General features: G+C 70.3%; 25 protein-coding genes. 14 read left to right on the forward strand and 11 right to left on the reverse strand.

Annotated features, from left to right (window positions below):
- The gene (locus Q1A98_RS16200) at positions 1 to 1,107 is read right to left on the reverse strand and encodes an amidohydrolase (RefSeq protein WP_299575965.1); all 1,107 of its coding nucleotides are present in this window, start codon (positions 1,105 to 1,107) and stop codon (positions 1 to 3) included.
- A 71-nt stretch (positions 1,108 to 1,178) separates the two neighbouring features.
- On the reverse strand, positions 1,179 to 1,865 hold the full coding sequence (locus Q1A98_RS16205; RefSeq protein ID WP_299575413.1) for an enoyl-CoA hydratase/isomerase family protein: 687 nt from the start codon (positions 1,863 to 1,865) through the stop codon (positions 1,179 to 1,181).
- 88 nt (positions 1,866 to 1,953) lie between these two features.
- Here Q1A98_RS16205 and Q1A98_RS16210 point away from each other — a divergent pair, with 88 nt between their 5' ends.
- From Q1A98_RS16210 to Q1A98_RS16220, 3 genes are read left to right on the forward strand one after another with little or no spacing between them, the layout of a single operon-like run.
- Complete coding sequence (locus tag Q1A98_RS16210; protein WP_299575414.1) at positions 1,954 to 2,778, forward strand: purine-nucleoside phosphorylase; 825 nt, start codon at positions 1,954 to 1,956, stop codon at positions 2,776 to 2,778.
- Positions 2,775 to 4,475 (forward strand): phospho-sugar mutase, encoded by a 1,701-nt coding sequence (locus tag Q1A98_RS16215; RefSeq protein ID WP_299575416.1) that lies wholly within the window; start codon positions 2,775 to 2,777, stop codon positions 4,473 to 4,475. The genes Q1A98_RS16210 and Q1A98_RS16215 overlap by 4 nt, the downstream gene beginning before the upstream one ends.
- Positions 4,472 to 5,287: an ATP-binding cassette domain-containing protein gene (locus Q1A98_RS16220; RefSeq protein WP_299575418.1), complete on the forward strand. Its 816-nt coding sequence runs from the start codon at positions 4,472 to 4,474 to the stop codon at positions 5,285 to 5,287. Before Q1A98_RS16215 ends, Q1A98_RS16220 begins: the two co-directional genes overlap by 4 nt.
- Here the strand turns inward: Q1A98_RS16220 and Q1A98_RS16225 are convergent.
- A complete protein-coding gene (locus Q1A98_RS16225; protein ID WP_299575420.1) occupies positions 5,277 to 5,774 on the reverse strand; it encodes an NUDIX domain-containing protein in 498 nt (165 codons plus the stop codon). The genes Q1A98_RS16220 and Q1A98_RS16225 overlap by 11 nt on opposite strands.
- Positions 5,771 to 6,439 (reverse strand): uracil phosphoribosyltransferase, encoded by a 669-nt coding sequence (upp, locus tag Q1A98_RS16230; protein ID WP_299575422.1) that lies wholly within the window; start codon positions 6,437 to 6,439, stop codon positions 5,771 to 5,773. The genes Q1A98_RS16225 and upp overlap by 4 nt, the downstream gene beginning before the upstream one ends.
- Positions 6,440 to 6,543: 104 nt before the next feature.
- On the opposite strand from upp, the gene Q1A98_RS16235 reads away from it, so the two are divergent.
- The 3 genes from Q1A98_RS16235 (at position 6,544) to Q1A98_RS16245 (ending at position 9,237) form a co-directional block, all read left to right on the forward strand.
- The gene (locus Q1A98_RS16235; protein ID WP_299575424.1) at positions 6,544 to 6,867 is read left to right on the forward strand and encodes a type VII secretion target; all 324 of its coding nucleotides are present in this window, start codon (positions 6,544 to 6,546) and stop codon (positions 6,865 to 6,867) included.
- Positions 6,864 to 7,898, forward strand: a complete 1,035-nt coding sequence (locus Q1A98_RS16240) for a C40 family peptidase (RefSeq protein ID WP_366943471.1) — start codon at positions 6,864 to 6,866, stop codon at positions 7,896 to 7,898. The genes Q1A98_RS16235 and Q1A98_RS16240 overlap by 4 nt, the downstream gene beginning before the upstream one ends.
- Before the next feature lie 67 nt (positions 7,899 to 7,965).
- The gene (locus tag Q1A98_RS16245) at positions 7,966 to 9,237 is read left to right on the forward strand and encodes a primosomal protein (protein WP_299575426.1); all 1,272 of its coding nucleotides are present in this window, start codon (positions 7,966 to 7,968) and stop codon (positions 9,235 to 9,237) included.
- A 15-nt stretch (positions 9,238 to 9,252) separates the two neighbouring features.
- Here Q1A98_RS16245 and Q1A98_RS16250 read toward each other — a convergent pair whose 3' ends face one another.
- The 3 genes from Q1A98_RS16250 to Q1A98_RS16260 are packed head-to-tail and all read right to left on the reverse strand — an operon-like array spanning position 9,253 to position 12,100.
- The gene (locus tag Q1A98_RS16250; protein ID WP_299575428.1) at positions 9,253 to 10,392 is read right to left on the reverse strand and encodes an adenosine deaminase; all 1,140 of its coding nucleotides are present in this window, start codon (positions 10,390 to 10,392) and stop codon (positions 9,253 to 9,255) included.
- Complete coding sequence (locus tag Q1A98_RS16255; protein WP_299575430.1) at positions 10,389 to 11,699, reverse strand: thymidine phosphorylase; 1,311 nt, start codon at positions 11,697 to 11,699, stop codon at positions 10,389 to 10,391. Before Q1A98_RS16255 ends, Q1A98_RS16250 begins: the two co-directional genes overlap by 4 nt.
- On the reverse strand, positions 11,696 to 12,100 hold the full coding sequence (locus Q1A98_RS16260; RefSeq protein ID WP_299575967.1) for a cytidine deaminase: 405 nt from the start codon (positions 12,098 to 12,100) through the stop codon (positions 11,696 to 11,698). The genes Q1A98_RS16255 and Q1A98_RS16260 overlap by 4 nt, the downstream gene beginning before the upstream one ends.
- A gap of 219 nt (positions 12,101 to 12,319) precedes the next feature.
- Here Q1A98_RS16260 and sdhC point away from each other — a divergent pair, with 219 nt between their 5' ends.
- The 5 genes from sdhC to Q1A98_RS16285 are packed head-to-tail and all read left to right on the forward strand — an operon-like array spanning position 12,320 to position 17,084.
- Positions 12,320 to 12,724 (forward strand): succinate dehydrogenase, cytochrome b556 subunit, encoded by a 405-nt coding sequence (gene sdhC, locus Q1A98_RS16265; RefSeq protein WP_299575432.1) that lies wholly within the window; start codon positions 12,320 to 12,322, stop codon positions 12,722 to 12,724.
- 14 nt (positions 12,725 to 12,738) lie between these two features.
- On the forward strand, positions 12,739 to 13,194 hold the full coding sequence (locus Q1A98_RS16270; RefSeq protein ID WP_299575433.1) for a succinate dehydrogenase hydrophobic membrane anchor subunit: 456 nt from the start codon (positions 12,739 to 12,741) through the stop codon (positions 13,192 to 13,194).
- Positions 13,195 to 13,216: 22 nt separating this feature from the next.
- The gene (sdhA, locus tag Q1A98_RS16275) at positions 13,217 to 14,971 is read left to right on the forward strand and encodes a succinate dehydrogenase flavoprotein subunit (protein ID WP_299575434.1); all 1,755 of its coding nucleotides are present in this window, start codon (positions 13,217 to 13,219) and stop codon (positions 14,969 to 14,971) included.
- Positions 14,971 to 15,762, forward strand: coding sequence for a succinate dehydrogenase iron-sulfur subunit (locus tag Q1A98_RS16280; protein ID WP_299575435.1), 792 nt, complete (start codon positions 14,971 to 14,973; stop codon positions 15,760 to 15,762). The genes sdhA and Q1A98_RS16280 overlap by 1 nt, the downstream gene beginning before the upstream one ends.
- Before the next feature lie 53 nt (positions 15,763 to 15,815).
- Complete coding sequence (locus tag Q1A98_RS16285; RefSeq protein ID WP_299575436.1) at positions 15,816 to 17,084, forward strand: glycoside hydrolase family 27 protein; 1,269 nt, start codon at positions 15,816 to 15,818, stop codon at positions 17,082 to 17,084.
- On the opposite strand, the gene Q1A98_RS16290 is transcribed toward Q1A98_RS16285, so the two are convergent.
- Complete coding sequence (locus tag Q1A98_RS16290; protein WP_299575438.1) at positions 17,068 to 18,591, reverse strand: HNH endonuclease signature motif containing protein; 1,524 nt, start codon at positions 18,589 to 18,591, stop codon at positions 17,068 to 17,070. The two genes, Q1A98_RS16285 and Q1A98_RS16290, sit on opposite strands and share 17 nt — an antisense overlap.
- Before the next feature lie 273 nt (positions 18,592 to 18,864).
- Here Q1A98_RS16290 and glpK point away from each other — a divergent pair, with 273 nt between their 5' ends.
- Positions 18,865 to 20,328 carry a glycerol kinase GlpK gene (glpK, locus tag Q1A98_RS16295; protein WP_299575968.1) on the forward strand — a complete coding sequence of 488 codons (1,464 nt, stop codon included), beginning with the start codon at positions 18,865 to 18,867 and terminating at the stop codon, positions 20,326 to 20,328.
- Between the two features lie 9 nt (positions 20,329 to 20,337).
- Here the strand turns inward: glpK and Q1A98_RS16300 are convergent, their stop codons facing one another.
- Positions 20,338 to 21,333, reverse strand: coding sequence for a YihY/virulence factor BrkB family protein (locus Q1A98_RS16300; protein ID WP_299575440.1), 996 nt, complete (start codon positions 21,331 to 21,333; stop codon positions 20,338 to 20,340).
- 10 nt (positions 21,334 to 21,343) lie between these two features.
- The gene (locus Q1A98_RS16305; RefSeq protein WP_299575442.1) at positions 21,344 to 22,273 is read right to left on the reverse strand and encodes a CoA ester lyase; all 930 of its coding nucleotides are present in this window, start codon (positions 22,271 to 22,273) and stop codon (positions 21,344 to 21,346) included.
- 77 nt (positions 22,274 to 22,350) lie between these two features.
- Here Q1A98_RS16305 and Q1A98_RS16310 point away from each other — a divergent pair, with 77 nt between their 5' ends.
- Entirely contained in the window at positions 22,351 to 22,860 is a 510-nt protein-coding gene (locus Q1A98_RS16310; protein WP_299575444.1) for a thioesterase family protein, read from the forward strand.
- Positions 22,857 to 23,975, forward strand: coding sequence for an alcohol dehydrogenase catalytic domain-containing protein (locus Q1A98_RS16315; RefSeq protein ID WP_299575446.1), 1,119 nt, complete (start codon positions 22,857 to 22,859; stop codon positions 23,973 to 23,975). The genes Q1A98_RS16310 and Q1A98_RS16315 overlap by 4 nt, the downstream gene beginning before the upstream one ends.
- On the opposite strand, the gene Q1A98_RS16320 is transcribed toward Q1A98_RS16315, so the two are convergent.
- Entirely contained in the window at positions 23,928 to 24,617 is a 690-nt protein-coding gene (locus Q1A98_RS16320) for a DedA family protein (RefSeq protein WP_299575447.1), read from the reverse strand. The genes Q1A98_RS16315 and Q1A98_RS16320 overlap by 48 nt on opposite strands.
- Between the last annotated feature and the right edge of the window lie 50 nt (positions 24,618 to 24,667).

Here is a 24,667-nt window from a genome sequence, read left to right on the forward strand (position 1 = left end):
TCAGGCGCCGAGCACGATCCCGGCCAACGTGCTGACACCGACGTCCAGGGCGCGTTCGTCGAGGTCGAAGTTGGGCTGGTGGAGATCGACGGGATCGCCCTCGCCGTTCCACACGCCGAGACGGGCCATCGCGCCCGGCACGTGCTCGAGATACCACGAGAAGTCCTCGCCGCCACCGGATTGCGGGGTGTCGGTGACCGTGCCGGGGGCGAACGCCTCGGCGCTGCGGCGGATCATGTCGGTGGCGACCGGATCGTTCACGACCGGCGGCACACCGCGGCGATAGTGCAGTTCGTGCGCCACGCCGAGCGGACGGAGGAGTCCCTCGACGGCGTCGGAGACGAGCGGCTCGAGCAGGGCCCACGTCGCGTGGTCGCCGGTGCGGACGGTCCCGCGGATGCGGCCCTCCTGCGGGATCGCGTTGGGCGCGTTGCCCGCATGTGCCGCACCCCACACCATGACCGTCCCGGTTCGCGGGTCCACGCGCCGGGAGAGCACCGCGGGCAGGCCGGTGATCACGGTGCCCATCGCGTGCACGAGGTCACCGGTGAGATGGGGCCGTGAGGTGTGACCGCCCGGCGAGTGCAGGACGACCTCGATGTGATCGGCCGCCGACGTGATCGCACCCTCGCGCAGTCCGACCCGCCCGACGACGAGCTTCGGGTCGCAGTGCAGCGCGAAGATGCGCGAGATGTTCTGTGTGACACCGGCGTCGACCGCGTCGAGGGCGCCACCCGGCATCACCTCCTCGGCCGCCTGGAACAGCAGTCGCACCCCGACTGGCAGCTCGCCCACCTCCACCAGGACCGACGCGACCGCCATGAGCACGGCGGTGTGTGCGTCGTGTCCACAGGAGTGGGAGACGCCGTCGACCGTCGAGGAGAACGGCAGTCCGGTGCGTTCGGCGACCGGCAGGGCGTCCATGTCGGCGCGCAGCGCGATCCGCGGCTCGGACGGCCCGAGGTCGCAGACCACGCCCGTGCCGAGAGGCAGTCGTTGCGGGTCGAGGCCGAGGGAGCGCAGGTGACTCAGCACCACGTCGGTCGTCCGGTGCTCCTGGCGGGACAGCTCGGGGTGGGCGTGCAGGTCGCGTCGCCACCCGATCATCGTGGCCCGGTGGGTGTCGAGCCACCGGGCGGCGGCGCCCGCCCGGGGATCCGACCCGGGTGCGGGGACCGTCATCGAGTCGCGGTCGGTGCCAGGTCGGCGAGCACGGCACGGCGCATCGAGCGCTTCACCGCGGCGAGGTTCGCCCCCGCGTGACCGGCACGCGCCTGCGCCACCTCGCGGGCGTGGGTCAGGAGGTCGTCGACGGCCACGGCCTCCTCGACGACGCCGGCCGCGACGGCGTCGTCGGATCCGTAGCGGCGGCTCGTCGTCATCGCCTCGGTCCGCGTGCTCTCCGGGAGCCGCTCGGCCAGCAACGACGCCATCCCGTCGGGGAAAGGCATGCCCAGCGCCACCTCGGGGAGCGACCAGAAGCCGCGCTCGGTGCGCATCACGCGGTGGTCGGCGCAGAGGGCGAGCATCGCGCCCGCCCCGAACGCGTGCCCGTTGATCGCGGCGACCGTCGCCACCGGCAGCGTCAGCATCCGCGCGTAGAGACCGTGCACCCGATCGATGTAGGCGTCGAGGCCCGACGGATCGGACAACTCGGCGAGCTCGAGCCCGTTGCTGAAGAACTTGCCCGTGGCGGTGATGACGAGCGCACCGGTCGCCGCGCTCTCGATCTGTTCGAGGGCGGTCTCGAGACCGGTGATCCACGCCGACGAGAAACGATTCTCCGGGTTGTCGGGGTCGAGTTCGTGTCCCTCGGTCCCGAGATACAGCTCCCAGACGTCTCCGGAGCGGGTCAGATACGGCATCGCATGACCATATCGCGGGGGCCGCGGACCCCGACCACGCCGTCGATCCCACCCGGCTCGTCGTCGGCACCGGTTCTAGGCTCGACGCATGAGCACCCCTGCGCCCGCGGTCGATCCCGCCGACGATCCCGACGGAGCAGCGGCGGAGGCCGCCGCGGTCCTCGCCGAGCGTCTCGGTTCGCCCGCACACGATGTCGCGGTGGTCCTCGGATCGGGGTGGTCGCCCGCAGCGGACAACATCGGCGAGACACGGGCGACCGTGTCGATGGCCGACGTCCCGGGCTTCACGCCACCGCGCGCGGCCGGACACGCGGGCACCGTGCAGTCCGTCGACGTGTCGGGACGACGCGTGCTGGTGCTCCTGGGCCGCACGCACGCCTACGAGGGCCACCCCCTCGAGCGGGTCGTGCACGGCGTCCGCACGGCCGCCGCGGCCGGCGTACACACCGTCGTGCTGACCAACGCCGCCGGCGGCATCCGCGGCGACATGACCGTCGGCCAGCCCGTCCTCATCTCCGACCACCTGAACCTGACCGCCCGCTCACCACTGCGCGGGGCACAGTTCGTCGACATGGTCGACGCGTACTCGCCCCGCCTCCGTGACGTCGCCCGCCGCGTCGACCCGGACCTGGCCGAGGGCGTGTACGCCGGGCTGCCGGGACCGCACTACGAGACGCCCGCCGAGATCCGCATGCTCGCCGGGATGGGTGCCGACCTGGTCGGCATGTCGACCGTGCACGAGACGATCGCGGCGCGCTCCGCCGGTCTCGACGTCCTCGGCATCTCCCTGGTGACCAACCTGGCCGCCGGGATCACCGGCGCCCCGCTCGACCACACCGAGGTCCTGGAGGCCGGGCAGGCCTCCGCGCCCGCGCTCGGCGGCCTGCTGGGTCGCGTGATCGGCGCCCTGTGACCGACGGGACACGCCCGCCCACAGGCGAATCCCTCGTCGAGGCGGTCCACGCCTGGATCGCCGCCGACCCCGACCCGACCACGCGGGCGGAGCTCGTCGCGCTCGACGACGACGCTCTGGCCGAGCGCTTCACCGCCCCACTGCGATTCGGCACCGCCGGCCTGCGCGGACCGGTCCGGGCAGGTCCGTCGGGCATGAACCGCCTGGTGGTGCACCGAGCCACCGACGCCCTCGCGACCTTCCTGCGACGGCACCCCGGTGCGACCGAGACCGTGGTGATCGGGCGCGACGCCCGACACGGGTCGCAGGCGTTCGCCTCCGAGGCCGCGACCGTGATGCGACAGCGGGGCTTCGACGTCGTCGAGATCCCCGAGCCGGTTCCCACTCCCGTCGTCGCGCACGCCACGCGCGCTCTGTACGCCGTGGCCGGGATCATGATCACCGCCTCGCACAACCCGCCGGCCGACAACGGGTACAAGGTCTACCTCGGCGGCGACGACCTGGTCCGCGGCGCACAGCTCGTCCCGCCCGCCGACGCCGAGATCGAAGCACTCATGGACGTCGTCGGCGGCGAGGCGTCCTCCGACGATCCCGCTCCGACCGCGCGCACCACCGATTCCCGCGCCGACGAGGCCGTGGCCCGCCATCTCGCCTCCATCGCCGATCGTTTCGGCCCCGGTCCCCGCCCGGTCCGCGTCGCGTTGACCGCGATGCACGGCGTCGGCGGGGAGGCCGCACTCGCGGCGCTGCGGTCCGCCGGCGTCACCGACATCGCCGTCGTCGACGAGCAGTTCGCACCCGACCCCGACTTCCCCACCGTCGCGTTCCCCAACCCCGAGGAGCCCGGGGCCGCGGACATGCTGCTCGACCTCGCCCGCACCGCCGGCGCCGACGTCGCGATCGCCCTCGACCCCGACGCCGATCGCTGTGCCGTCGGTGCCGAGATCGACGGCACCTGGCGCATGCTCACCGGTGACGAGACCGGCGCCCTGCTGGCAGACAATCTGCTGTCGCACACCCCGACTCGCGGTGACACGGTCCCGTTGGTCGCCACCACGATCGTGTCCGGCTCGTTGGTCGAGAGGGTGTGCGAACACCACGGCGCCCGGTTCGCCCGCACGCTCACCGGCTTCAAGTGGCTGGTCCGTGCGGGTGACGGCCTTCTGTACGCCTACGAGGAGGCCATCGGCCACTGCGTCGACCCGGATTCGGTCCGCGACAAGGACGGTATCGGCGCCGCCGTCGCGGTGGTCGATCTCGTCGCATCCCGCGCGGCGTCGGGAACCCCCGCGAGCGCGGCGATCGCGACCGCGCTGGACGATCTCTCCGACCGCCACGGCGTCCACCTGACCGCCCAGGTCTCCCACCGCACCGACGACCTCGCGTCGATCACCGCCGCGATGGACCGGCTGCGCACCGCTCCCCCGACGACACTCCTCGGTGTCCCGGCGACCGTCGACGACCACGCGACCCGCGCGGACGCACTCCGCACCGACGCCGTGGCTGTCACCGCGCGCGACGACGAGCTCCGGCTGCGGGTCATCGTGCGACCGTCCGGCACCGAACCGAAGGTGAAGGCCTACCTCGAGGTCGCCCTCCGCCCCGACGCCGACCGACGTGCGGCACGCGACCGCGCGCGCCGACTGCTCGACGAATTGCGTGGTGTCGCCGCCGACCTGGTCGGCGGCGACGGATGACAGCCTCGGTCGACCGCACCCCCGTCGTCGCGACCGACCGGGTCGACGTGGTCCGTGGCGGCCGCCATCTGCTGTCCGACATCACCGTCCGCGTGCACCCGGGTGAGCACTGGGCTTTACTGGGCCCGAACGGCGCGGGGAAGTCGACGCTGCTGAACATCCTCGGCGCCTTCGGACACCCGACCCACGGCACGGTCGACGTGTTGGGTGCGCGGCTCGGTCGCGTCGACATGCGCGAACTGCGTACGCACATCGGCCACGTCGACCCACGCCACCGCCTCGATCTCCCGTCGAGTGCCCACGACGTCGTCCTGACCGGACTGACCAACACCCCCGAACTCGACCGACGTCGCACCTACACCGACGCCGAGCACCTCCGCGCCGACGAGCTCCTCGACATCCTCGGCATGGCGTCGCGGCGCCATCTGCCGTGGACGACGATGAGCCAGGGCGAACGTGGCCGCACCCTCGTCGCCCGCGCACTGATCGGATCGCCGTCTCTGGTCCTGCTCGACGAACCCGCCACCGGACTCGACCTCGCGGCACGTGAACAGCTGCTGATCGGGATCGACGAACTGCGCTCGCAGGTACCGGATCTGGCGAGCATCATGGTCACCCACCATCTCGAGGACCTGCCCACCAGCACGTCTCATGCGCTGCTGCTCCGCGACGGCCGCAGCGTCGCACAGGGTCCCGTCGACGAGGCACTGACCTCGTCGACCGTGAGCGCCTGCTTCGACCATCCCGTCGAGCTCGGACGTGTCCGCGGGCGATGGTCGGCGACCACCCGTCAGGTGGACGTCAGGAACTGACCAGTTCACCGTCGCGGAACACGACCGACCGGACGGCGGATCCGGCGTCGAACAGCAGCGGCGCCAACCGCATCGGCTCGAACGCGCTGTGCGTCAGCGCGTCTCGCGTCCGCCAGCGGAACGTGTGATCGACACCCCATCCCCGCGCGTCGTCGAGGTCGAGGTCGGCGCCGTCCACGTCGAAGCAGAACACGATCTCGTGCACGTCGTCCCCCGGCGTCGACACGAAGTTCTCCACCATGAGGTGCAGCCGACCGATCGGCAGCGGTACGCCGATCTCCTCCATGAGCTCGCGTTCACAGGCGTGATAGGCGCTCTCCGTCCGCCGGACACGCCCACCCGGCAGGAACTCCGAGAGACGGGAGCCGTGCGCGCAGGTGAGCACCGCGTCGCCGGAGCGGACCACCGCGGCGGACCGCACGCGGAACACCCCGTCCCCGATGACGGTCGGCGGCCCGTCGGCGACGGGATCCGCACCCCCGGTCATCGCGGACCGAACTGGCGGTCGCCGGCGTCGCCGAGACCCGGGAGGATGTAGGCGTTCTCGTTCAGCCTGTCGTCGACGGCCGCGGTCACCAGCCGCACCGCGGGTGTGCAGCTCGCCAACTCCGCGATCCCCTCGGGCGCGGCCACCACGCACACCGCCGTCACGTCGCGGGCCCCTCGGCCGGCGAGCAGACCGATGGTGTGCACCATCGACCCGCCGGTGGCGAGCATGGGGTCGAGGACGAAGACCGGTGTCCGCGACAGGTCGGCGGGCAGCGACTCCAGATACGGAACAGGCTCGTGGGTGTCCTCGTCACGCGCGATCCCGACGAAACCCACGTTGGATTCCGGGATCATCGCGTGCGCCTGCTCGACCATCCCGAGGCCGGCCCGCAGGACGGGCACCAGCAGCGGCGGGCTCGCCAGCCGCGACCCCGTGGTCGCCACGAGCGGCGTCTCGATCTCGACGGGATCCTCGGCCGCACCCCGCAGCGCCTCGTAGATCAGCATCTGGGTGAGATCGGCCAATGCGCCGCGGAACGCGGCGTTGTCGGTGCGGCGATCACGCAGGGTGGTCAGGCGCGCGTGCGCAAGAGGATGGTCGACGACGATCACCGCGTCCGACCCGGATGGGTCGGCGTTCGGCGGGGTCGCGTCTGCGTCCATCGCTGCATCGTAGGCGTGTCCACGCCGCGAACCGAACCCACGCGGCGGACGGGCGGGTCGGCACGGAGTGGAACCAGCCGACGACGATGCGCGTCCAATCGAGCATGGACAGCACCCCGCTCTCGGTCCGCACCACCCCGCTCGCGGACCTCTCCGCCGGTCTCGACGAGTCCGGCGCGACCCTCGCCCGGATCCCCGCCGTCACGGGCCTCGGCGCGACAGACGCCACCGCACTGGCCCTCGGACTGATCGCCTGCGACCTCGTCGCCACCCTCCTGCGCCTCGCGGTGGAGAACCACAGGGCAACCGTCGACGCCGGGACGGCGGTGAGCCGGATCGCCGAGGCGACGTCGACGTCCGCACGGGCATACGGCGCCACCGACGTCGACGCCGCCGGGCGGCTCCGCACCGCCGGGTCCGCGGCATGAGCGGGATGGTCACGGCGCTGGCCGCACCGATCCGCGCTCTTCTCGACGCCGTCGGGTCCGGCAGCCTCCCCGGGGACGGGCCGCTGGCCGGTCTGCGGACCGCCGCCGACGGGCTCGACCGCGTTGCCGCCGACGTCGGACGGTTCACCGCGGCGACAGAAGACGTGTGGGCCTCGACCGGAGCCGACGGCGCACGGCAGACGGCCGACGCGCAGCGGACCCATCTCGCGGGCCTCGCCGACGACGCACGGACCGTCGCGGACATCGGCGACGAGGCCGGCGTCGCGGTGGCGGAGGCGGCGACCGGTCTCCGCGGAGTGCTGGACTCCTTCACCGCTGCCGCCGACGCACTCGGCCCGGCCATCTCGCAGCCGCCCGGGCTCCTCGCGCTGGTCGGACTTGCGGCGACGCACCTCGCTCGGGCCCTCGTGATCGTCGGCCGTGCGCAGGCCACGCTGGCCGGCCTGCAGCGTCGCGCGGAGGCGATCGGTCGACGCCGGGCACCGGCCCTGCCAGACCTCACCCGGCTCCGTCGCGTCACAGGTGATCACGGCGCCGACACCCGCGGGGCGAGCGCCGGCAGCCCGACCGCTGGCACGGCGCACGGCGCGTCGACGTCGGCGGCGTCGGCGAACGGCAGGGTCGCCATCACACTGCCCGACGGGTCGGTGGCGTACGCCCCGAACGAACGGGCGGCGACCGCCGTCCGAGCCGCCCTGTCGCAGCGCGGGGTGCCGTACGCCTGGGGTGGCACCACCCCGGGTCGCGGGCTCGACTGCAGCGCGCTCACCCAGTACGCGTACCGGCAGGCGGGCGTGGAGTTGCCCCGTCTCGCCCAGGACCAGGACACCGCCGGCTACCGCGTCGACCGGGGCGAGCTTCTCCCGGGTGACCTGGCCGTCTGGTCGGGACACGTGGCGATGGTCGTCGGCAACGGCCAGATGATCGAGGCGGGCGACCCGGTCGGGATCTCACCGATCCGCACCAGCAACGCCGGGCAGCGTTTCGAGGGCTTCTTCCGACCCCGATGAGACACGTCCGCGCCGGTCAGCAGGCCACTGCGCTGATCCACAGGTGCTCCCGCTAGGGTTGCGAGCCATGGCCGGAGACATCGTCCCGATCGAGCTCGGACTGACCGACGGAAACGTGGTCACGCTGTGGGCGCCGCGGTGGCGTGAGGGTGACGACGAGTGGGAGGCATTCCTCGGCCTCGACGAGGACCTCTACGGGTTCCCGGGCGTTGCCCAACTCGTCGCGTTCGTCCGGTCCGACGACGACAACGACCTCGTCGAACACCCTGCGTGGGAGACCATCTCCGGTGTGCAGGCCGAGGAGCTCGTCCCGGCGAAGGACAAGACATACGACCTCATCGGCGTCCCCGAGCTCGCGGCCGAGGACCCGACACCCGAGGTCGTCGCCGAACTCGAGGACGCGCTGGAGATCGTGCGCATCATCGGTGAGGTGTGCGAGCTGTCCACCGTCACACGCTTCTTCAACGGCAACCCCATCCTCGGCGCGGTCACCGTCGGGACGACGAACTTCGTCGGCAAGGAGGGTCTCGAGCTCTGGGGCCGCATCGGCACCCTGATCGACAAGCACTGGGACAGCGTGGTCGACGCCATCGACGAGGTCATCACCACACCGGACGTCGACGCGACCGCGGTCGCGACCGCCGAGGCCGAGCTCGAGGCGGCGTCCAGCGCTGAGGACGAGGACGAGCCCGACGACGAGGACGTCGAGATCGTTGCGGGTGCCGGTGCCGTCGACGAGGAGGACGTCGCCGACGAGCCCGACGACGACGAGGAGGGCGACCTCGAGGACGACTTCTGGTCGGCGGTCGGCATCGATCCCATCCGTATCGTCACCGACGCTGCCGAGTACCTCACCCTGCGCTGTTATCTCGGCGACGACCCGGTGTTCCTCGGCAAGGACGGCACGATCTTCGTGTTCACCTCGGAACGGGCCCTGTCCCGCTTCGTGGCGCAGTCCGACGATCACGACCTGGCCGAGGTCAGCACCTTCGAGGAGGTGCGGGTAGCCGCCACGGACGGGTCGCTCGAGGTCGACGTCTACGAGGAGAACGTCTACGTGCTCCCCGGCATCGCGACCGACATCCTCGACGGGCCCCGCCGGATGGACCGCAAGCAGGTGGAGCTCGCCGTCGAACTCCTCAGCGACGCAGCGGATTTCGCCGACGACGACTCCGTCGCCGAGGCGTTGGCGTCCACCACTCCGCTGGGCTGGTTCATCAGCTACACCGTGAACCCCGACCCCAAGCGCCTCGCGCCGAGCGGGCCGTTCGACAACGAGTCCGAGGAGTTCCGGGCCCTCGTCCACGAGTTCGAGGCCCGACTCGTCAAGAAGGCCTGACGCGGCCCCGGTCGATCAGCCGATCAGGACGGCATAACCGGGCTTGATGATGTCGTCGATGAACCGCAGGCGTTCGTCGAAGTGGATGAACGCCGACTTCATCGCGTTGACCGTGAACCGCTCGAAATCGGCCCAGCCGTAGCCGAACTGGTCTGCGAGGACACCGAATTCCTTGCTCATGGTGGTGTCGCTCATCAGCCGGTTGTCGGTGTTCACGGTGACGCGGAACCGGAGGCGCGCCAGCACGTCGAACGGGTGCTCGGCGATGCTCGCGACGGCGCCGGTCTGCACGTTCGAACTCGGACACATCTCGAGGGGTATCCGCTTGTCGCGCACATAGTTCGCGACGCGCCCGAGCGCCGCCCCGCGCACGTCACGTCCCGAGGGCCCGGTCCCGGCCGGCAGCTCGATGTCGTCCATGACCCGCACGCCGTGGCCCAGGCGGTCGGTGCCGCAGAAGCTGATCGCCTCGTGGATCGACGGCAGCCCGAACGCCTCGCCCGCGTGGATGGTGAACGGCGCGTTGTTCGCCCGCATGTACTCGAAGGCGTCGAGGTGTCGGCTGGGCGGGTGGCCGGCCTCGGCGCCGGCGATGTCGAACCCGACGACGCCACGGTCGCGAAAGCGAACGGCCAGCTCGGCGATCTCGCGCGACCGGGCCGCGTGCCGCATCGCGGTCACGAGGCACCGGACCGTGATCGACCGGCCGGTTCTTCCCGCGGCCGCGCTCCCCTCGTCGAATCCCTCGAGCACCGCCTCGACGACCTCGTCGAGCGAGAGACCGGTCGTGAGGTGCTGCTCCGGCGCGAAGCGGACCTCGGCGTAGACGACGCCGTCGGCGGCGAGGTCCTCGGCGCACTCGCGGGCCACGCGACGCAGCGCCGGGGCGGTCTGCATGACCGCGACGGTGTGCGTGAAGGTCTCCAGGTAGCGGACCAGCGAACCGCTGTCGGCACTGTCGCGGAACCATCGGGCCAGGCCGTCCACGTCGGCCGCGGGGAGCTCGTCGTACCCGTTCTCCCGGGCGAGGTCGAGGACGGTCGCGGGGCGCAGTCCGCCGTCGAGGTGGTCGTGCAGGAGCACCTTGGGGGCGAGCACCGCCGACGCGCGGTCGACAGCGGAGGTCCGGGGCTCGGACGACGCAGCGTGGGTCATGAACCGACGGTAATACGTTCGCGCACCAGTTCCCGGGCGGCCGGAGCAGTGTCACCGAGGATGACCGCGGTCTCCAGCGCGGCGCGAGCGGCGGCGAAGCGCTCCGGCGTCCGGGTGTGCATCGTCATCAGCGCCTGTCCTCGACGGACGCGATCACCCGGCCGGACATGCCAGACGACGCCCGCCTCCGACTGCACCGCGTCGCCGGGACGCGCGCGGCCGGCGCCCAGACGCCAGGCCGCGAGTCCGACGGCCTGCGCGTCGAGGCCGGTCACGATCCCGTCGGTGGCTGCGGTGACGGTGTCCGTGTGCGCGGCGGTCGGCAGCGCGGCGTCGGGGTCGCCGCCCTGCGCCGCGATCATCGCGCGCCACGTGTCCATGGCCTGCCCGCCCGCGAGGTGGTCGGCGGGGTCGTCGTCGATCCCGACCGCAGCGAGCATCTCGCGGGCGAGCACCAGGGTGAGGTGTACGACGTCGGGCGGTCCCCCGCCGGAGAGCACCTCGAGCGCCTCGGCGACCTCGACGGCGTTGCCGGCGGTGTGGCCCAACGGCGTCGACATGTCGGTGACGAGCGCGACGGTGTCGACACCTGCGTCCGCGCCGAGCGCGACCATCGTCCGCGCGAGTTCCCGGGCGTCCTCGGGGTCGGCGAGGAAGGCGCCACTGCCGACCTTCACGTCGAGTACCAGCGCGCCGGTGCCCTCGGCGATCTTCTTGCTCATGATCGACGAGGCCAGCAACGGGATCGACTCGACGGTGCCGGTGACGTCGCGCAGCGCGTACAGCTTCTTGTCCGCGGGGGCGAGTCCCGCCCCGGCCGCGCAGATCACGGCGCCGACCTCCTGCAGCTGCGCGGTCATGTCGGCCGTGGTCACCTCCGCCCGCCACCCGGGGATGGACTCGAGCTTGTCGAGGGTGCCGCCCGTCAGTCCCAGTCCGCGACCGGACAGTTGGGGAACGGCGACACCGTAGGACGCGACCAGCGGGGTCAGCGGCAGCGTGATCTTGTCGCCCACGCCCCCGGTGGAGTGCTTGTCGACGGTGCGCAGCGGCCGGCCGGCCCGGCGCAGCCCGGAGAAGTCCAGGCGGTCGCCGGTGGCGACCATGGCTGCGGTCCACCGCGCGATCTCCCGGCGGTCCATACCCCGCAGGAGGACGGCCATCGCCAGGGCCGACATCTGCTCCGGTGCCATCTCCCCGTCGGTGAAGGCGCGGATCGCCCAGTCGATCTGCGCGTCGTCGAGTGCCCGGCCGTCCCGCTTGGCGGTGATGACCGACACCGCGTCGGGCGTGATCTCCGCGCTCACGCGCGCCCCGCGGCGAGGTCGTCGGGGCCGAACGCGTCGGGAAGCAGCTCGGCGAGGCGCCGCGGGCCGTGCGGGTGGTCGACCAGCAACTCCGGTCCCCCGAACTCGAGCAACACCTGGCGGCAGCGGCCGCACGGCATGAGGACGGCGCCCGACCGGTTCGCCACCGACACCGCCGTCAGCCTCCCGCCACCGCTGCGGCACAGGTCGGTGACCAGCGCGACCTCCGCACACACGCCCAGTCCGTATGAGACATTCTCCACATTGCATCCGGAGACGATCCGGCCCTCGTCGGTGATCCCGGCGGCCCCCACCGGGTGGTCGGAGTACGGCGCATACGCGGTCGCGCATGCGGTTGCGGCCATGTCCCGCAGTGTTTTCCACGTCGCGTCGGACGCCATCGACAGATCCTTCCCGGTCACCGCGGGGCGTCTCGACGGCCGCCGCGCCACAAGTCGGGTCATGTTAGGCAAACCTAAGTCCAAATGGTCTGCACCCGAGTAGAACTCAGTTGATTCCAAGGCTTGTCTGGAGTGGGTCTACTCTCGGAAGGGTAGGTCGCCGGACCGGGCCGCACCGATCTGGCGCTCGCATCATCGACGATGTTGGAGGCCCGTGGGATGACAGCTCAGACCGAGGTCGCGCCGGAGCCGGTCCGCCGCCGCTCCCTGTACCGCGGAGACCCCGGCATGTGGTCGTGGGTGCTGCACCGCATCACCGGCGTGTCGATCTTCTTCTTCCTGTTCGTGCACGTGTTGGACACCGCGATGATCCGCGTGAACCCCAACACGTACGACCAGATCATCGACACGTACAAGAGCCCGATCATCGGTCTCATGGAGATCGGCCTGGTCGCCTGTGTGCTCTACCACGCGCTGAACGGCGTGCGCATCATCCTCGTCGACTTCTGGTCGAAGGGCCCGAAGTACCAGCGACAGATGCTCTGGGTGATCTCGGCGATCTTCGTCGTCGTCTTCGCCGCGGGCGCCATCCGCATGCTGGCCATCCTCGTCGACAACCTCTGAGAGGCGAGTTCTCGATGACAACCTCCGAAGCCCCCAAGCTCGCGAAGACGGTCGGCACCGACCACGACCGCCCGGCGAGTCTCGACAACCCGCGCTCGCCGCGTCGCCCCAAGGGCGGCAACTTCGAGAAGAACGCCTGGCTGTTCATGCGCTTCTCCGGCATCGCGCTCATCTTCCTGACCCTGGGTCACATGACGATCATGTTGACCTTCGACAACGGCGTGCACCGCATCGACTCCGCGTTCGTCGCGCAGCGCTGGGGTCAGCCGTTCTGGCAGGTCTGGGACCTGTCCATGCTGTGGCTCGCCCAGCTCCACGGCGGCAACGGTGTCCGCACGGTCATCGCCGACTACTCGCGCAAGGACTCGACGCGCTTCTGGCTGAACACGCTGTTGGTGCTGTCGATGATCCTGGTTCTCGTCCTCGGCACCTACGCCATCCTCACGTTCGACGTGAACTCCGTCAGCTAGCGCGCACAAGGAGAGAAGATCCATGCAAGAGCATCGCTATGACGTCCTCATCGTCGGCGCGGGCGGCGCGGGCATGCGTGCCGCGATCGAGGCCGGTCCTCGCGCGCGCACCGCAGTGCTGACGAAGCTGTACCCCACGCGCAGCCACACCGGCGCCGCGCAGGGCGGCATGTGTGCCGCCCTCGCGAACGTCGAGGAGGACAACTGGGAGTGGCACACCTTCGACACCGTCAAGGGCGGCGACTACATCGTCGACCAGGACGCGGCCGAGATCATGTGCAAGGAGGCGATCGACGCCGTCCTCGACCTCGAGAAGATGGGCCTGCCCTTCAACCGCACGCCCGAGGGCAAGATCGACCAGCGCCGCTTCGGTGGGCACACGCGTGACCATGGCAAGAGCCCGGTCCGCCGCTCCTGCTACGCCGCGGACCGCACGGGTCACATGATCCTGCAGACGCTGTACCAGAACTGCGTGAAGAACGACGTCGAGTTCTTCAACGAGTTCTACGCCCTGGACCTCTGCCTCTCGGAGAACGAGGCGGGTGAGAAGGTCGCCACGGGCGTCGTCGCCTACGAGCTGGCCACCGGAGAGATCCACGTCTTCCACGCGAAGTCGGTGATCCTCGCGACCGGCGGTTCGGGTCGCATGTACAAGACCACATCCAACGCGCACACGCTCACCGGTGACGGCATGGGCATCGTCTTCCGCAAGGGTCTGCCGCTGGAGGACATGGAGTTCCACCAGTTCCACCCGACGGGCCTGGCCGGACTCGGCATCCTCATCTCCGAGGCGGTGCGCGGTGAGGGCGGCATCCTGCGCAACGCCGACGGCGAGCGCTTCATGGAGCGCTACGCCCCCACCATCAAGGACCTCGCGCCGCGCGACATCGTCGCCCGGTCGATGGTTCTCGAGGTCCTCGAGGGTCGTGGCGCCGGTCCGAACAAGGACTACGTCTACATCGACGTCACCCACCTCGGCGAGGACGTCCTCAACGAGAAGCTGCCGGACATCACCGAGTTCGCACGCACCTATCTCGGTGTCGACCCGGTCACCGAGTACGTGCCGGTCTTCCCGACCTGCCACTACGCGATGGGCGGCATCCCGACCAACATCAAGGGTGAGGTCCTCTCCGACCCCGACACCGTGGTCAAGGGCCTGTTCGCCGCCGGCGAGTGCGCCTGCGTCTCGGTGCACGGTGCGAACCGTCTCGGCACCAACTCGCTGCTGGACATCAACGTGTTCGGTCGTCGCGCCGGCATCTACGCGTCGGAGTACGCGAACGGTTCGGAGTTCGTGCCGCTGCCGGAGAACCCGACGACCATGGTCGACGAGTGGCTCGAGCTGATCCTCTCCGAGCACGGACACGAGCGTGTGGCCGACATCCGCACGGAGATGCAGGCGTCGATGGACGCCAACGCGTCGGTGTTCCGCACGGAGGAGACGCTCAAGCAGGCACTCACCGACATCCACGCGCTGAAGGAGCGGTACAACCACATCCGCGTGCAGGACAAGGGCTCCCGCTACAACAGTGATCTGCTCGAGGCCATCGAGCTGGGCTTCCTGCTCGAGATGGCGGAGGTCACCGTCGTCGGCGCGCTGAACCGCAAGGAGACCCGCGGCGGTCACGCCCGCGAGGACTACCCCGACCGCGACGACACGAACTACATGCGCCACACCATGGCGTACAAGAAGGGGACCGGCCTGCTCTCGGACATCGAGCTGGGCTGGAAGCCGGTGGTGCAGACCCGTTACGAGCCGATGGAGCGCAAGTACTGATGACCGCCACGCCCGACATCGCGTCCGACCCGCGCAGCGACGAGCCGCCGTTGCCGCCCGTCCCCGACGAAGCGACGATGGTCACGCTGAAGATCTCCCGGTTCGATCCGGACAACCCGGATGCGCAGGGATGGGAGAGCTTTCGTGTCCCGGCCCTGCCGACGGACCGCATGCTCAACCTGCTGCTGTACGTGAAGGGTTATCTCGACGGCACGCTCACGTTCCGTCGCAGCTGCGCACACGGTGTGTGTGGTTCGGACGCGATGCGCATCAACGGCGTGAACCGGTTGGCGTGCAAGCTCCTCATGAAGGACCTGCTGCCGAAGGACAAGAACAAAGAGATCACCATCACCGTCGAGCCCATCCGCGGCCTGCCGGTGGAGAAGGATCTCGTCGTCGACATGGAGCCCTTCTTCGACGCCTACCGCGCCGTGAAGCCGTTCTTGATGACCAGTGGCAACGAGCCGACCCGTGAGCGGATCCAGAGTCAGAGCGATCGTCATCGCTTCGACGACACCACCAAGTGCATCCTCTGTGCGTGCTGCACCACGAGTTGCCCGGTGTTCTGGAACGAGGGCAGCTACTTCGGCCCCGCCGCGATCGTGAACGCGCACCGCTTCATCTTCGACAGCCGTGACGAGGGTGCCGCCGAGCGCCTCGACATCCTCAACGGCGTCGACGGTGTGTGGCGCTGCCGCACCACGTTCAACTGCACCGACGCCTGCCCGCGTGGCATCCAGGTGACGCAGGCCATCCAGGAGGTCAAGCGCGCGCTCATGTTCTCGCGCTGACCCACAGCTCCGTCACAGCGCCCGCGCAGTGACGACGCCTACCGTGATCGGTCATGGAGGCCTCGTCGATGCGCGGGCGTCTGTGTGTTCGCGTCGCCTCCCTGCTGATGGTGGTCGCCGTCGCGGGATGTGGAGGGTCCGTGGGTCATGAGGTCTACGGCGCGGCCGTCGCGGTTCCCGGGGTGGCCGCCACTCCCCCGATGGGGTGGAACAGCTGGAACACGTTCGGCTGCGGCGTGTCCGAGCAGATCGTCCGCGCGCAGGCCGACGCGCTCGTGTCCTCGGGACTCGCCGCGGCCGGCTTCCGGTACGTCGTCGTGGACGATTGCTGGCAGGCGCCGTCGCGCGACGCGTCCGGACGACTGACGGCGGCCACCGACCGCTTCCCCTCGGGGATGGCAGCGCTCGGGGCCTACCTGCACGATCGCGGCCTGCTGTTCGGGATCTACACCGGGGCCGGCGCACGCACCTGCGCGCAGGTGAACGGGAACTACCCCGGCGACACCGGCAGTCGGGGGCACGAGACCGTCGACGCCGCGACGTTCGCCTCCTGGGGCGTGGACTACGTCAAGGACGACTGGTGCTCGTCGGACTCCGATCCGGTTGCACAACGTGAGGCGTTCACGGCGATGCGCGACGCGATCCGTGCGACCGGTCGCCCGATGGTGCTGGCGATCAACCCCAACAGCGGGATCACGGCCACCGACGGGGTACCCGGCGCCACCCACGACTGGGGCGGTGTGGCGACGACGACGCGTCTGACGAACGACATCGAACCCGTGTGGCGCTCGGGTGAGGACGCGTCGGGATATCAAGGTGTCGCCGACATCGCCGATGCCGCACGGGATCCAGACGCCGCGATCGGGCCGGGCCGCTGGGTGGACCTCGACATGCTGGAGATCGGGGTGGGCGACTCACTGACCGCGGCCGAGCAACGGAGCCATCTGGCGCTGTGGGCGATGGCCGCGTCGCCTCTGATCGCCGGCAACGACCTGACGCAGATGACCACCGCGACACGGGATCTGTTGGCGTCGCCCGGGATCGTCGCGATCGATCAGGACCCCGCTGGTGAGATGGCCCGCGCGGTGTCGACCGACGGGTGGACGCGTGTTCGCCGGTTGGCCGACGGCGCCGTGGCGGTGTCGGTGACGAACCCGGGCGACCAGACTGCGACGATCCGGGTGAACCGTTCCGTCGTAGGCTCACGCGGATCGGCCGTCGACGTGTGGTCGGGCCGCAAGGTCGCCGACGCCGGGCAACCCATCACCCTGACGGTCGCGTCGCACGACACCGCCGTCCTCCGGATCAGCGGGACGGGCTGACCGGCGACCGGTAGTCGATGACACGGATGATCACCGGTTCGGGTGGTCGCGGCTCCGAATGGTGTTCGGCAAGCATCAGTTCGAGTCGGTGCTCGATGTCGGACCAGTCCGGGTCCGGTGGCGCGGTCTCGTCGAGGATGCGATCGGGCCGGTGCAGGTGATTCGTGCGCGGCGGGTCGCTGGTGCCGTTGGCGACCCAGCCGTACTTGCCGCGGTCGGGCCCGTCGGTGATCTTGACCGTCTGCCAGCCGCCGGGTCCGTCATGGACGGCCCGGTTGTGCGGTCCGCAGGCGGGGGCGAGGTCGGTGACGTCGGTGAGCCCACCTGTGGCCCAGTCTTGTTCGGCGTGGTGGGCCTCGGTGTGGGAGAACGGCCGTGGGCAGCCGGGTTTGGAGCAGCCGCCGTATTCGGCGAAGGTCACGAACCGCTGTGATTCGCTCGCGAGCCGCTTGGCGCGTCCGAAGTAGAGCGGCTCACCGGTGTGGTCGTCGAAGACGGCCAGGTACATCTGCGCCTGCGCGGCGAGCTTCACGATCTCGGACATGGGGAGGTCGGTGCCGGTGGTGGTGTGCCCGATCCCGGCCCGGTCGCGCAGCTGCGACTCGGTGATCGACACGACGATGTGCGGCGGCAACCCGCGATGCGACGCGCCATACAGCCCACCATCGGCCGCCGCTGTGAGCAGGGCGTGTAAGGCGTCGTGGTTGCGTTGGGCCTGGGTGCGGCAATCCCGCGACGCCGCCTCCCGCAGGACGTCTGTGTCGACGCCGTCGTCGTCGGCGCCGCCGCGCGGCGACGCCTCGTCGTCGGGATTGTTCATACCCGGCTTCGCCCACGACGCCAGCAGCACCTCGAACAACGCCCGCGTCGTCGGATCCAACGTGCCCATCAGTTTCGACATGCCCAGGGTGTCCTGCGAACCGAGTGACACATTGCGATTCCGCGCCCGGTCACGCTCGTCGGGGAGGTCGCCGTCGGGATCGAGGTGCTGCAGGATCCGTGCCCCGGCCCGGGTGATGTCCTTCGGCGAGTGATGCCGCGCGATCTCGGCGAGCTGCTCCTCGGCCAGGTCGCGCACCTCCGGTGGTGTCGCCGTGGGCACCTTGGCCAGTACGTCCAGCACCGCGTCCACGTGCTCGTGGGTGAGGTCGCCGTCAGCCATCGCATCGGCGGTCTCCGGGCAGCGCGGCGGGAGCTTCTCGCCGGTCATCGAATGCATCGCGGTCAACTGAGTCACCTGCCGCAACCTTCTGCGCGAGTTCGCGATACGCAGCCGCTGGCCGACGAACTCGTCGAGCTTCGTACACTGCACCGCCCGGTATGCCTCGCGGTCACTGACATCCAGGATGCGCTGCAGGCCCATCGAACCCATCCGACGAACAGCGTGCTCGTGGGTGATCGCCAACTCCGCGACCTCCGCCTCCGAACACGCATCCGAGGTCCGCTCAGCGATCCGATCCAACAGGGCATGCAACTCGGCGTAGTCCTCGATCAGACTGTCGCTCACGATGCACCTCCCCGACCCGCAGCTGTACGTCCATACTAGAACACATGTTCGATGAGAGCTGTGGTCTGAACGGATGAATCCCGGCGTGGACAGGACGGGCGAAGCACGGACTCCGCAGCGCGCACGGAGCGGCCTCCGACCGCTCGAGCCGTCCTCCCACCGACCGCACCCCCGGCACGGCAAGATCGTCCCCGACCACCTCGTGACGGCGGAAGGACAGGCGTGGCCAGGTACGTGGGCGCGATCGACCAGGGCACCACCAGCACGCGGTTCATGATCTTCGATCACGAGGGCGCAGAGGTGGCGCGGCATCAGCTGGAACACCAGCAGGTGATGCCGCGGGCCGGGTGGGTCGAGCACGACCCCGTGGAGATCTGGGAACGCACGTCGTCGGTGCTGCAGACCGCCCTGCGCCGCGCCGGGATCGCCGCCGACGACCTCGCCGCGCTCGGCATCACCAACCAGCGCGAGACGACGGTGGTCTGGAACCGTCGCACGGGCCGGCCCTACTACAACGCGATCGTCTGGCAGGACACGCGAACCGACCGCATCGCCAAGGCGCTCGACGACGACGGTCACGGTGACCTCATCCGCCGCAAGGCCGGGATCCCGCCGGCCACCTACTTCGCTGCGGGCAAGGTGCAGTGGATCCTCGAGAACGTCGACGGGGTGCGTGCCGACGCCGAGGCGGGAGATGCGATCTTCGGCACCATCGACAGCTGGCTGATCTGGCACCTCACCGGCGCGGTCGAGGGCGGGGTGCACGTCACCGACGTCACCAACGCCAGCCGCACCATGCTCATGGACCTCGAGACGCTCGACTGGGACGACGAACTGCTCGCACTCTTCGACATCCCGCGAGAGATGTTGCCGCGCATCGTCTCGTCGTCCCCGACCGAGCCCTACGGACACACCACTCGCACCGGACCCCTGGCCGCCGAGGTGCCGATCGCCGCGGCGCTCGGTGATCAGCAGGCGGCGATGGTCGGTCAGGTGTGTTTCTCACCCGGCCAGGCCAAGAACACCTACGGCACCGGCAACTTCCTGCTGCTGAACACCGGCGAGGAGCTGGTCCGGTCCGAGAACGGACTCCTCACCACCGTCTGCTATCGGTTCGGCGACGACAAGCCCGTGTACGCGCTCGAGGGATCCATCGCCGTCACAGGCTCCGCGGTGCTGTGGCTTCGCGACCAGCTGGGGATCATCTCCGGTGCGGCGCAGAGCGAGTCACTCGCCCGCGAGGTGCCCGACAACGGCGGCGTGTACTTCGTCCCCGCGTTCTCCGGACTGTTCGCGCCCTATTGGCGCTCGGACGCGCGCGGTGCGATCGTCGGCCTGTCGCGCTTCAACAACAACGCGCACATCGCCCGCGCCACACTGGAGTCGATCTGCTTCCAGAGCCGCGACGTCGCCGACGCGATGTGCAAGGACTCCGGTGTCGAGCTCGAGGTCCTGCGCGTCGACGGCGGCGTCACCGCGAACTCACTCTGCATGCAGATCCAATCCGACGTGCTCGGCATCCCCGTGAGCCGGCCGGTCGTGGCCGAGACCACCGCACTCGGAGCCGCGTACGCCGCCGGCCTGTCGGTCGGGTTCTTCGCCGACACCGAGGAACTCGAGGCGCAGTGGCGCGAGGACCGACGGTGGGAACCGCGATGGGACGACGAGCACCGCGCCGAGCAGTACGCGCGCTGGCAGAAAGCGATCACCCGCACCCTCGACTGGGTCGACGTCTGATCCGTCGACTCAGGTCGGCGGCGGGTCGTCGGGATCGTCGCCCCGCCGGGCGTCGAGGTCGAACGTGACATCGATCTGTTCGAAGCCCTTGGCCCGCTGCGCCTGTGCCTGCGCCGTGTACGCCCGTCGGTCACCCTGGGTCATGACGATGTCGTCGGTGAACGGGGTCAACAGCGCACGCGGATAGAGCTTCTGCACACGGACGCTGTTGATCTCGGCCGTGAACACGACGGCGATCGACGTCAGGTACAGGAACGCGAGCATGCCGAGGACGACGGCGAACACACTGTTCGTCGCGCTCGCATGGCGGACGACCTGACCGACGTACACCGCACCGAACGTCTGCAAGAGCTGCCAGAGGACCGCCATGACAGCCGCGCCGGGCAGGACGTCGCGCGTGGAGAGGGTCCGCGCGGTGCTGATGCGGTAACCCAGCGAGAACACGAAGGTGTTGATGACGACCGCGGCGACGGCGAGGCCCAGCGTCGAGAACGTGCCGAACCCGTCGACGAACCTGCCCAGCAACGACAACGCGGTGGTCCCGGCCAGGGCGAGCGCCAGGACGACCAGCAGTCGCAGACTGCGCCAGCGCGCGACGATCGGGTTGCCGCGCACGTTGCGCGGCACGGACCACATCACGTTCATCGCGTTCTGCGTGGCCTGCCCGACGCCCGAGCCGCCGTACAGGGCACCGACCACACCGATGACCACGCCGGCGACGCCGCCGCTGAGTCGCCGCGGCTCCCCGAGCTGGTCGCCGATGATGGGGAACTCCCCGAGCGCCGAGTCGACCAGACGCTGTTGCAGCGAGGGGTGATCGGCGAGCACGACCCCCAGACCGGTCGTCAGCAACAGAAGCAGCGGGAACAGCGAGATGAAGGCGTAGTACGCGATCAGTGCGGCGAGATACCCGCCCTGGTCGTCGATGAACTTGTAGACGACGGCGAGGACGAAACCCACCCCGCGGTTGCGGCGCTGAGACGCGTCGAGGCGTCGGATGACCACGGGTGGTCGCTCAGTAGTGGTAGGTGTCCGACGGCGCCGGGACGTGGTCCGGCTCGTCGTACTCGGCGGCCTGCACCTCGATGCCGTAGGAGCGTGCGAGGTCGATGATCTTCGTCGCTCGGGCGATGCGCGGCAGGTCGGACCCGTTCCGGATCTCGCCGCCGTCGCGCTCGAACTCGGCGAAGAACTCACGCGCCCAGGCGATCTCCTCCTGCGACGGGGACAGGCCCTCGTTGACGGCGGCGCACTGGTCGGGGGTGAGACAGATCTTGCCGGTCATCCCGAACTCACGGGAGACCGCGGTGGCCTCCGACAGCCGGAGCGCCGAGGAGCCGACCGTCGGTCCGTCGATGGCGCTCGGGAGGTGGGCGGCCTTGGCGGCGATCGTGAACCGCGATCGGGCGTAGGCCAGCGTCGTCGGGTTCTCACCGAAACCGGTGTCGCGGCGGAAGTCACCGATACCGAAGGCCAGACGGAACGTGCCCTTCGCGGAGGCGATCTCGCCGATCCGCTCGAGGCCACGGGCGGTCTCGACGAGGGCGACTATCGGGACGCCCGGCAGGCGCTTCGCGGTCTCGGTGACATGGTCGACGGACTCGACCATCGCCAGCATCACGCCTCCGACGCCCGACCCCAGCGCGCGCAGGGCGTCGAGATCGCCCTCCCACCACTGGGTGCCGAAGCCGTTGACGCGGACCCAGTCGGGGTTGCCGTCGGCGATCCAGCGCACGACGTTGTCGCGGGCGGCGACCTTGTCCTTCGGCGCGACGGCGTCCTCGATGTCGAGGACGACGATGTCGGCGCGCGAGTGCGCGGCCGCCTGGAACCGCTCGGCTCCCGCCCCGTTGACCAGCAGCCAACTCCGGGCGAGGACGGGATCGATACGCGAGCCGATATCGTCGGGCTCGACGTCGGTGTCGGTGATCGGTGGCGGGTTCATCACCCCATATAGTCGCCCACCCGCCACGTGGGAGCAAAAAGCACCCGCCGCGACGCGGGTGGTGACGAGAGGCGGCGATGGCCAGCGATCAGGATCTGCGATTGACGGACTTCGCGGTGCATCGGCCGATGACCACCCGATGGGCCGACAACGACATGTACGGGCACCTGAACAACGCCGTCTACTACCAGCTGTTCGACACCGCGATCAACGGCTGGCTGGCAGAGACCCTGTCGGCGGCCGGCACCCCGCTCGACCCCGCCCACGACACGGTGAACAACGTGGTCGTCGAGTCGGGCTGTCGTTTCCTCGCCTCGATCGCCTTCCCCGAGCCGATCGTGGTGGCCCTCGCCGTCGACCGGCTCGGGACCTCGAGCGTCACCTACGATCTCGCCGTCTTCGGCGGTTCCGACGGCCCGGACGGTCCGCCCGCGGCGCGCGGACGATGGGTGCACGTCTACGTCGACGCGCGGACCCGCCGACCGGTGGCGATCCCCGACACCGTGCGCGGTGTGCTCACCACCGCCGTGCGCCCGCCGAGCACCTCCGACAGCTCCACCTCCGACCGAACGGGAGAACGACAGTGAAGATCCGCGCAGCGGTGCTCCAGGAGTCCGGACGGGCCCGCCCCTACGCCGAGTCGCGGCCGATCGTCGTCGAGGTCCTCGAACTCGACGGGCCCGGCCCCCACGAGGTGGCGGTGCGCATCGAGGCCGCCGGCGTGTGCCACTCGGATCTGTCCGTCGTCGACGGCAACCGCCCGCGCCCGCTGCCGATGGCGTTGGGACACGAGGCCGCCGGCCGGGTGGTGGCGGTCGGTGCGGAGGTCGACGACCTCGAGATCGGCACACGCGTGGTCATGGCGTTCCTCCCCCGCTGCGGCGACTGCCCGCAGTGCGCCACCGACGGGCGCCTGCCCTGCGGCCCCGGATCGGTGGCGAACAACGCGGGGACCCTCCTCGACGGTGACCGTCGACTGCACCCGGCCGATCCCGGTGACGACCACGTCGTCCACCACCACCTGGGCGTCTCGGGCTTCGCCGACCACGCTGTGGTGGACCGCCGCTCGGTGACCCCCGTCGGTGACGACGTCCCGCCCGAGGTCGCGGCCGTACTCGGATGCGCCGTCCTCACCGGCGGCGGGGCGGTGCTCAACGCCGGGAAGCCCACCGACGGCCAGTCGGTGATGGTGGTCGGGCTCGGCGGTGTCGGCATGGCCGCGGTGCTCACCGCGCTGTCGCTGCGGACCGGTGACGTGATCGGCGTCGACGCCGTCGACGACAAGCTCGCCACCGCACGCGAACTCGGCGCGACCGCGACGTACACGCCGGCGGAGGTGGCCGAGCAGGGCATCACCGCCGACGTCGTGATCGAGGCCGCGGGCAACGCGCGGGCGTTCGAGACGGCTGTCGCCGCGACGGCACCCGGCGGCATCTGCGTCACCGTCGGACTCCCCGCACCGGATGCGCGATCGTCGATCTCGCCGCTGGCCCTGGTGGCGGGTGCGCGCACGATCGTCGGGAGTTACCTCGGGTCCGCGGTGCCGTCGCGCGACATCCCCGTCTACGCCGACCTGTGGCGTCAGGGGCGGTTGCCGGTGGAGAAGCTGGTGTCCGCGCGGATCGGTCTCGACGACGTCAACGCCGCGATGGACTCACTCGCCGACGGGGCGGCGATCCGCCAGGTGATCCTCTTCGACTGACATCTCGGAGGACGCCCCAGGCTCTGCGGCACGGCGTCGCTTGCGCACCTGGTTGCGCACCACGAGCGCGACGATCGCCAGCACGACGACGCCGATCAGGATCTCCGACGCGTACCCGAGGCTGCTCTCGACGGTCTTGTACGACGACCCCGCCACGTAGCCGAGGCTCGCGACCGCGCTCGCCCAGATGGCGCCGCCTATCGCGTTCGCGATCACGAAGGTGCGCAGTCGCATTCCCGACATCCCCGCCAGACCGGGCATCAGGGCACGCAGCGCGGCGATCCACCGGCCGATGAGCACGGCGATCGCGCCGCGCTTGCGCAGTTCCTCGCGCCCGCGGTCGACGTGCTCGGGCTTGACGAGCCGTTCGGGCAGCTTCGCCAGCAGGACGGTGCCCCACCGTCGGCCGACCTCGAACCCGACGAAGTCGCCGATGATCGCTCCGGCGATGGCGACGACCAGCACCTCCCACAGCTGCAGCCGGCCGCCGCTGGCGATCACGCCCGCGATGAGCACGGCGATCTCGCCCGGGATCACCACGCCGACGAAGATCGACGCCTCCAGCGCCGGGAACAGGAACGCCATGACGAGGGCCACCCACGGGGGGAGGCCGAGCAGCCACTGCACCAGTGCATCGATCACGCGTGCACAGTAGTCTCGCCGGACCGGTCCACGCCCGTGTCGTCACAGCA

Origin of the sequence: uncultured Williamsia sp., assembly GCF_947494875.1 — a bacterium.
GTDB lineage: Bacteria > Actinomycetota > Actinomycetes > Mycobacteriales > Mycobacteriaceae > Williamsia_A.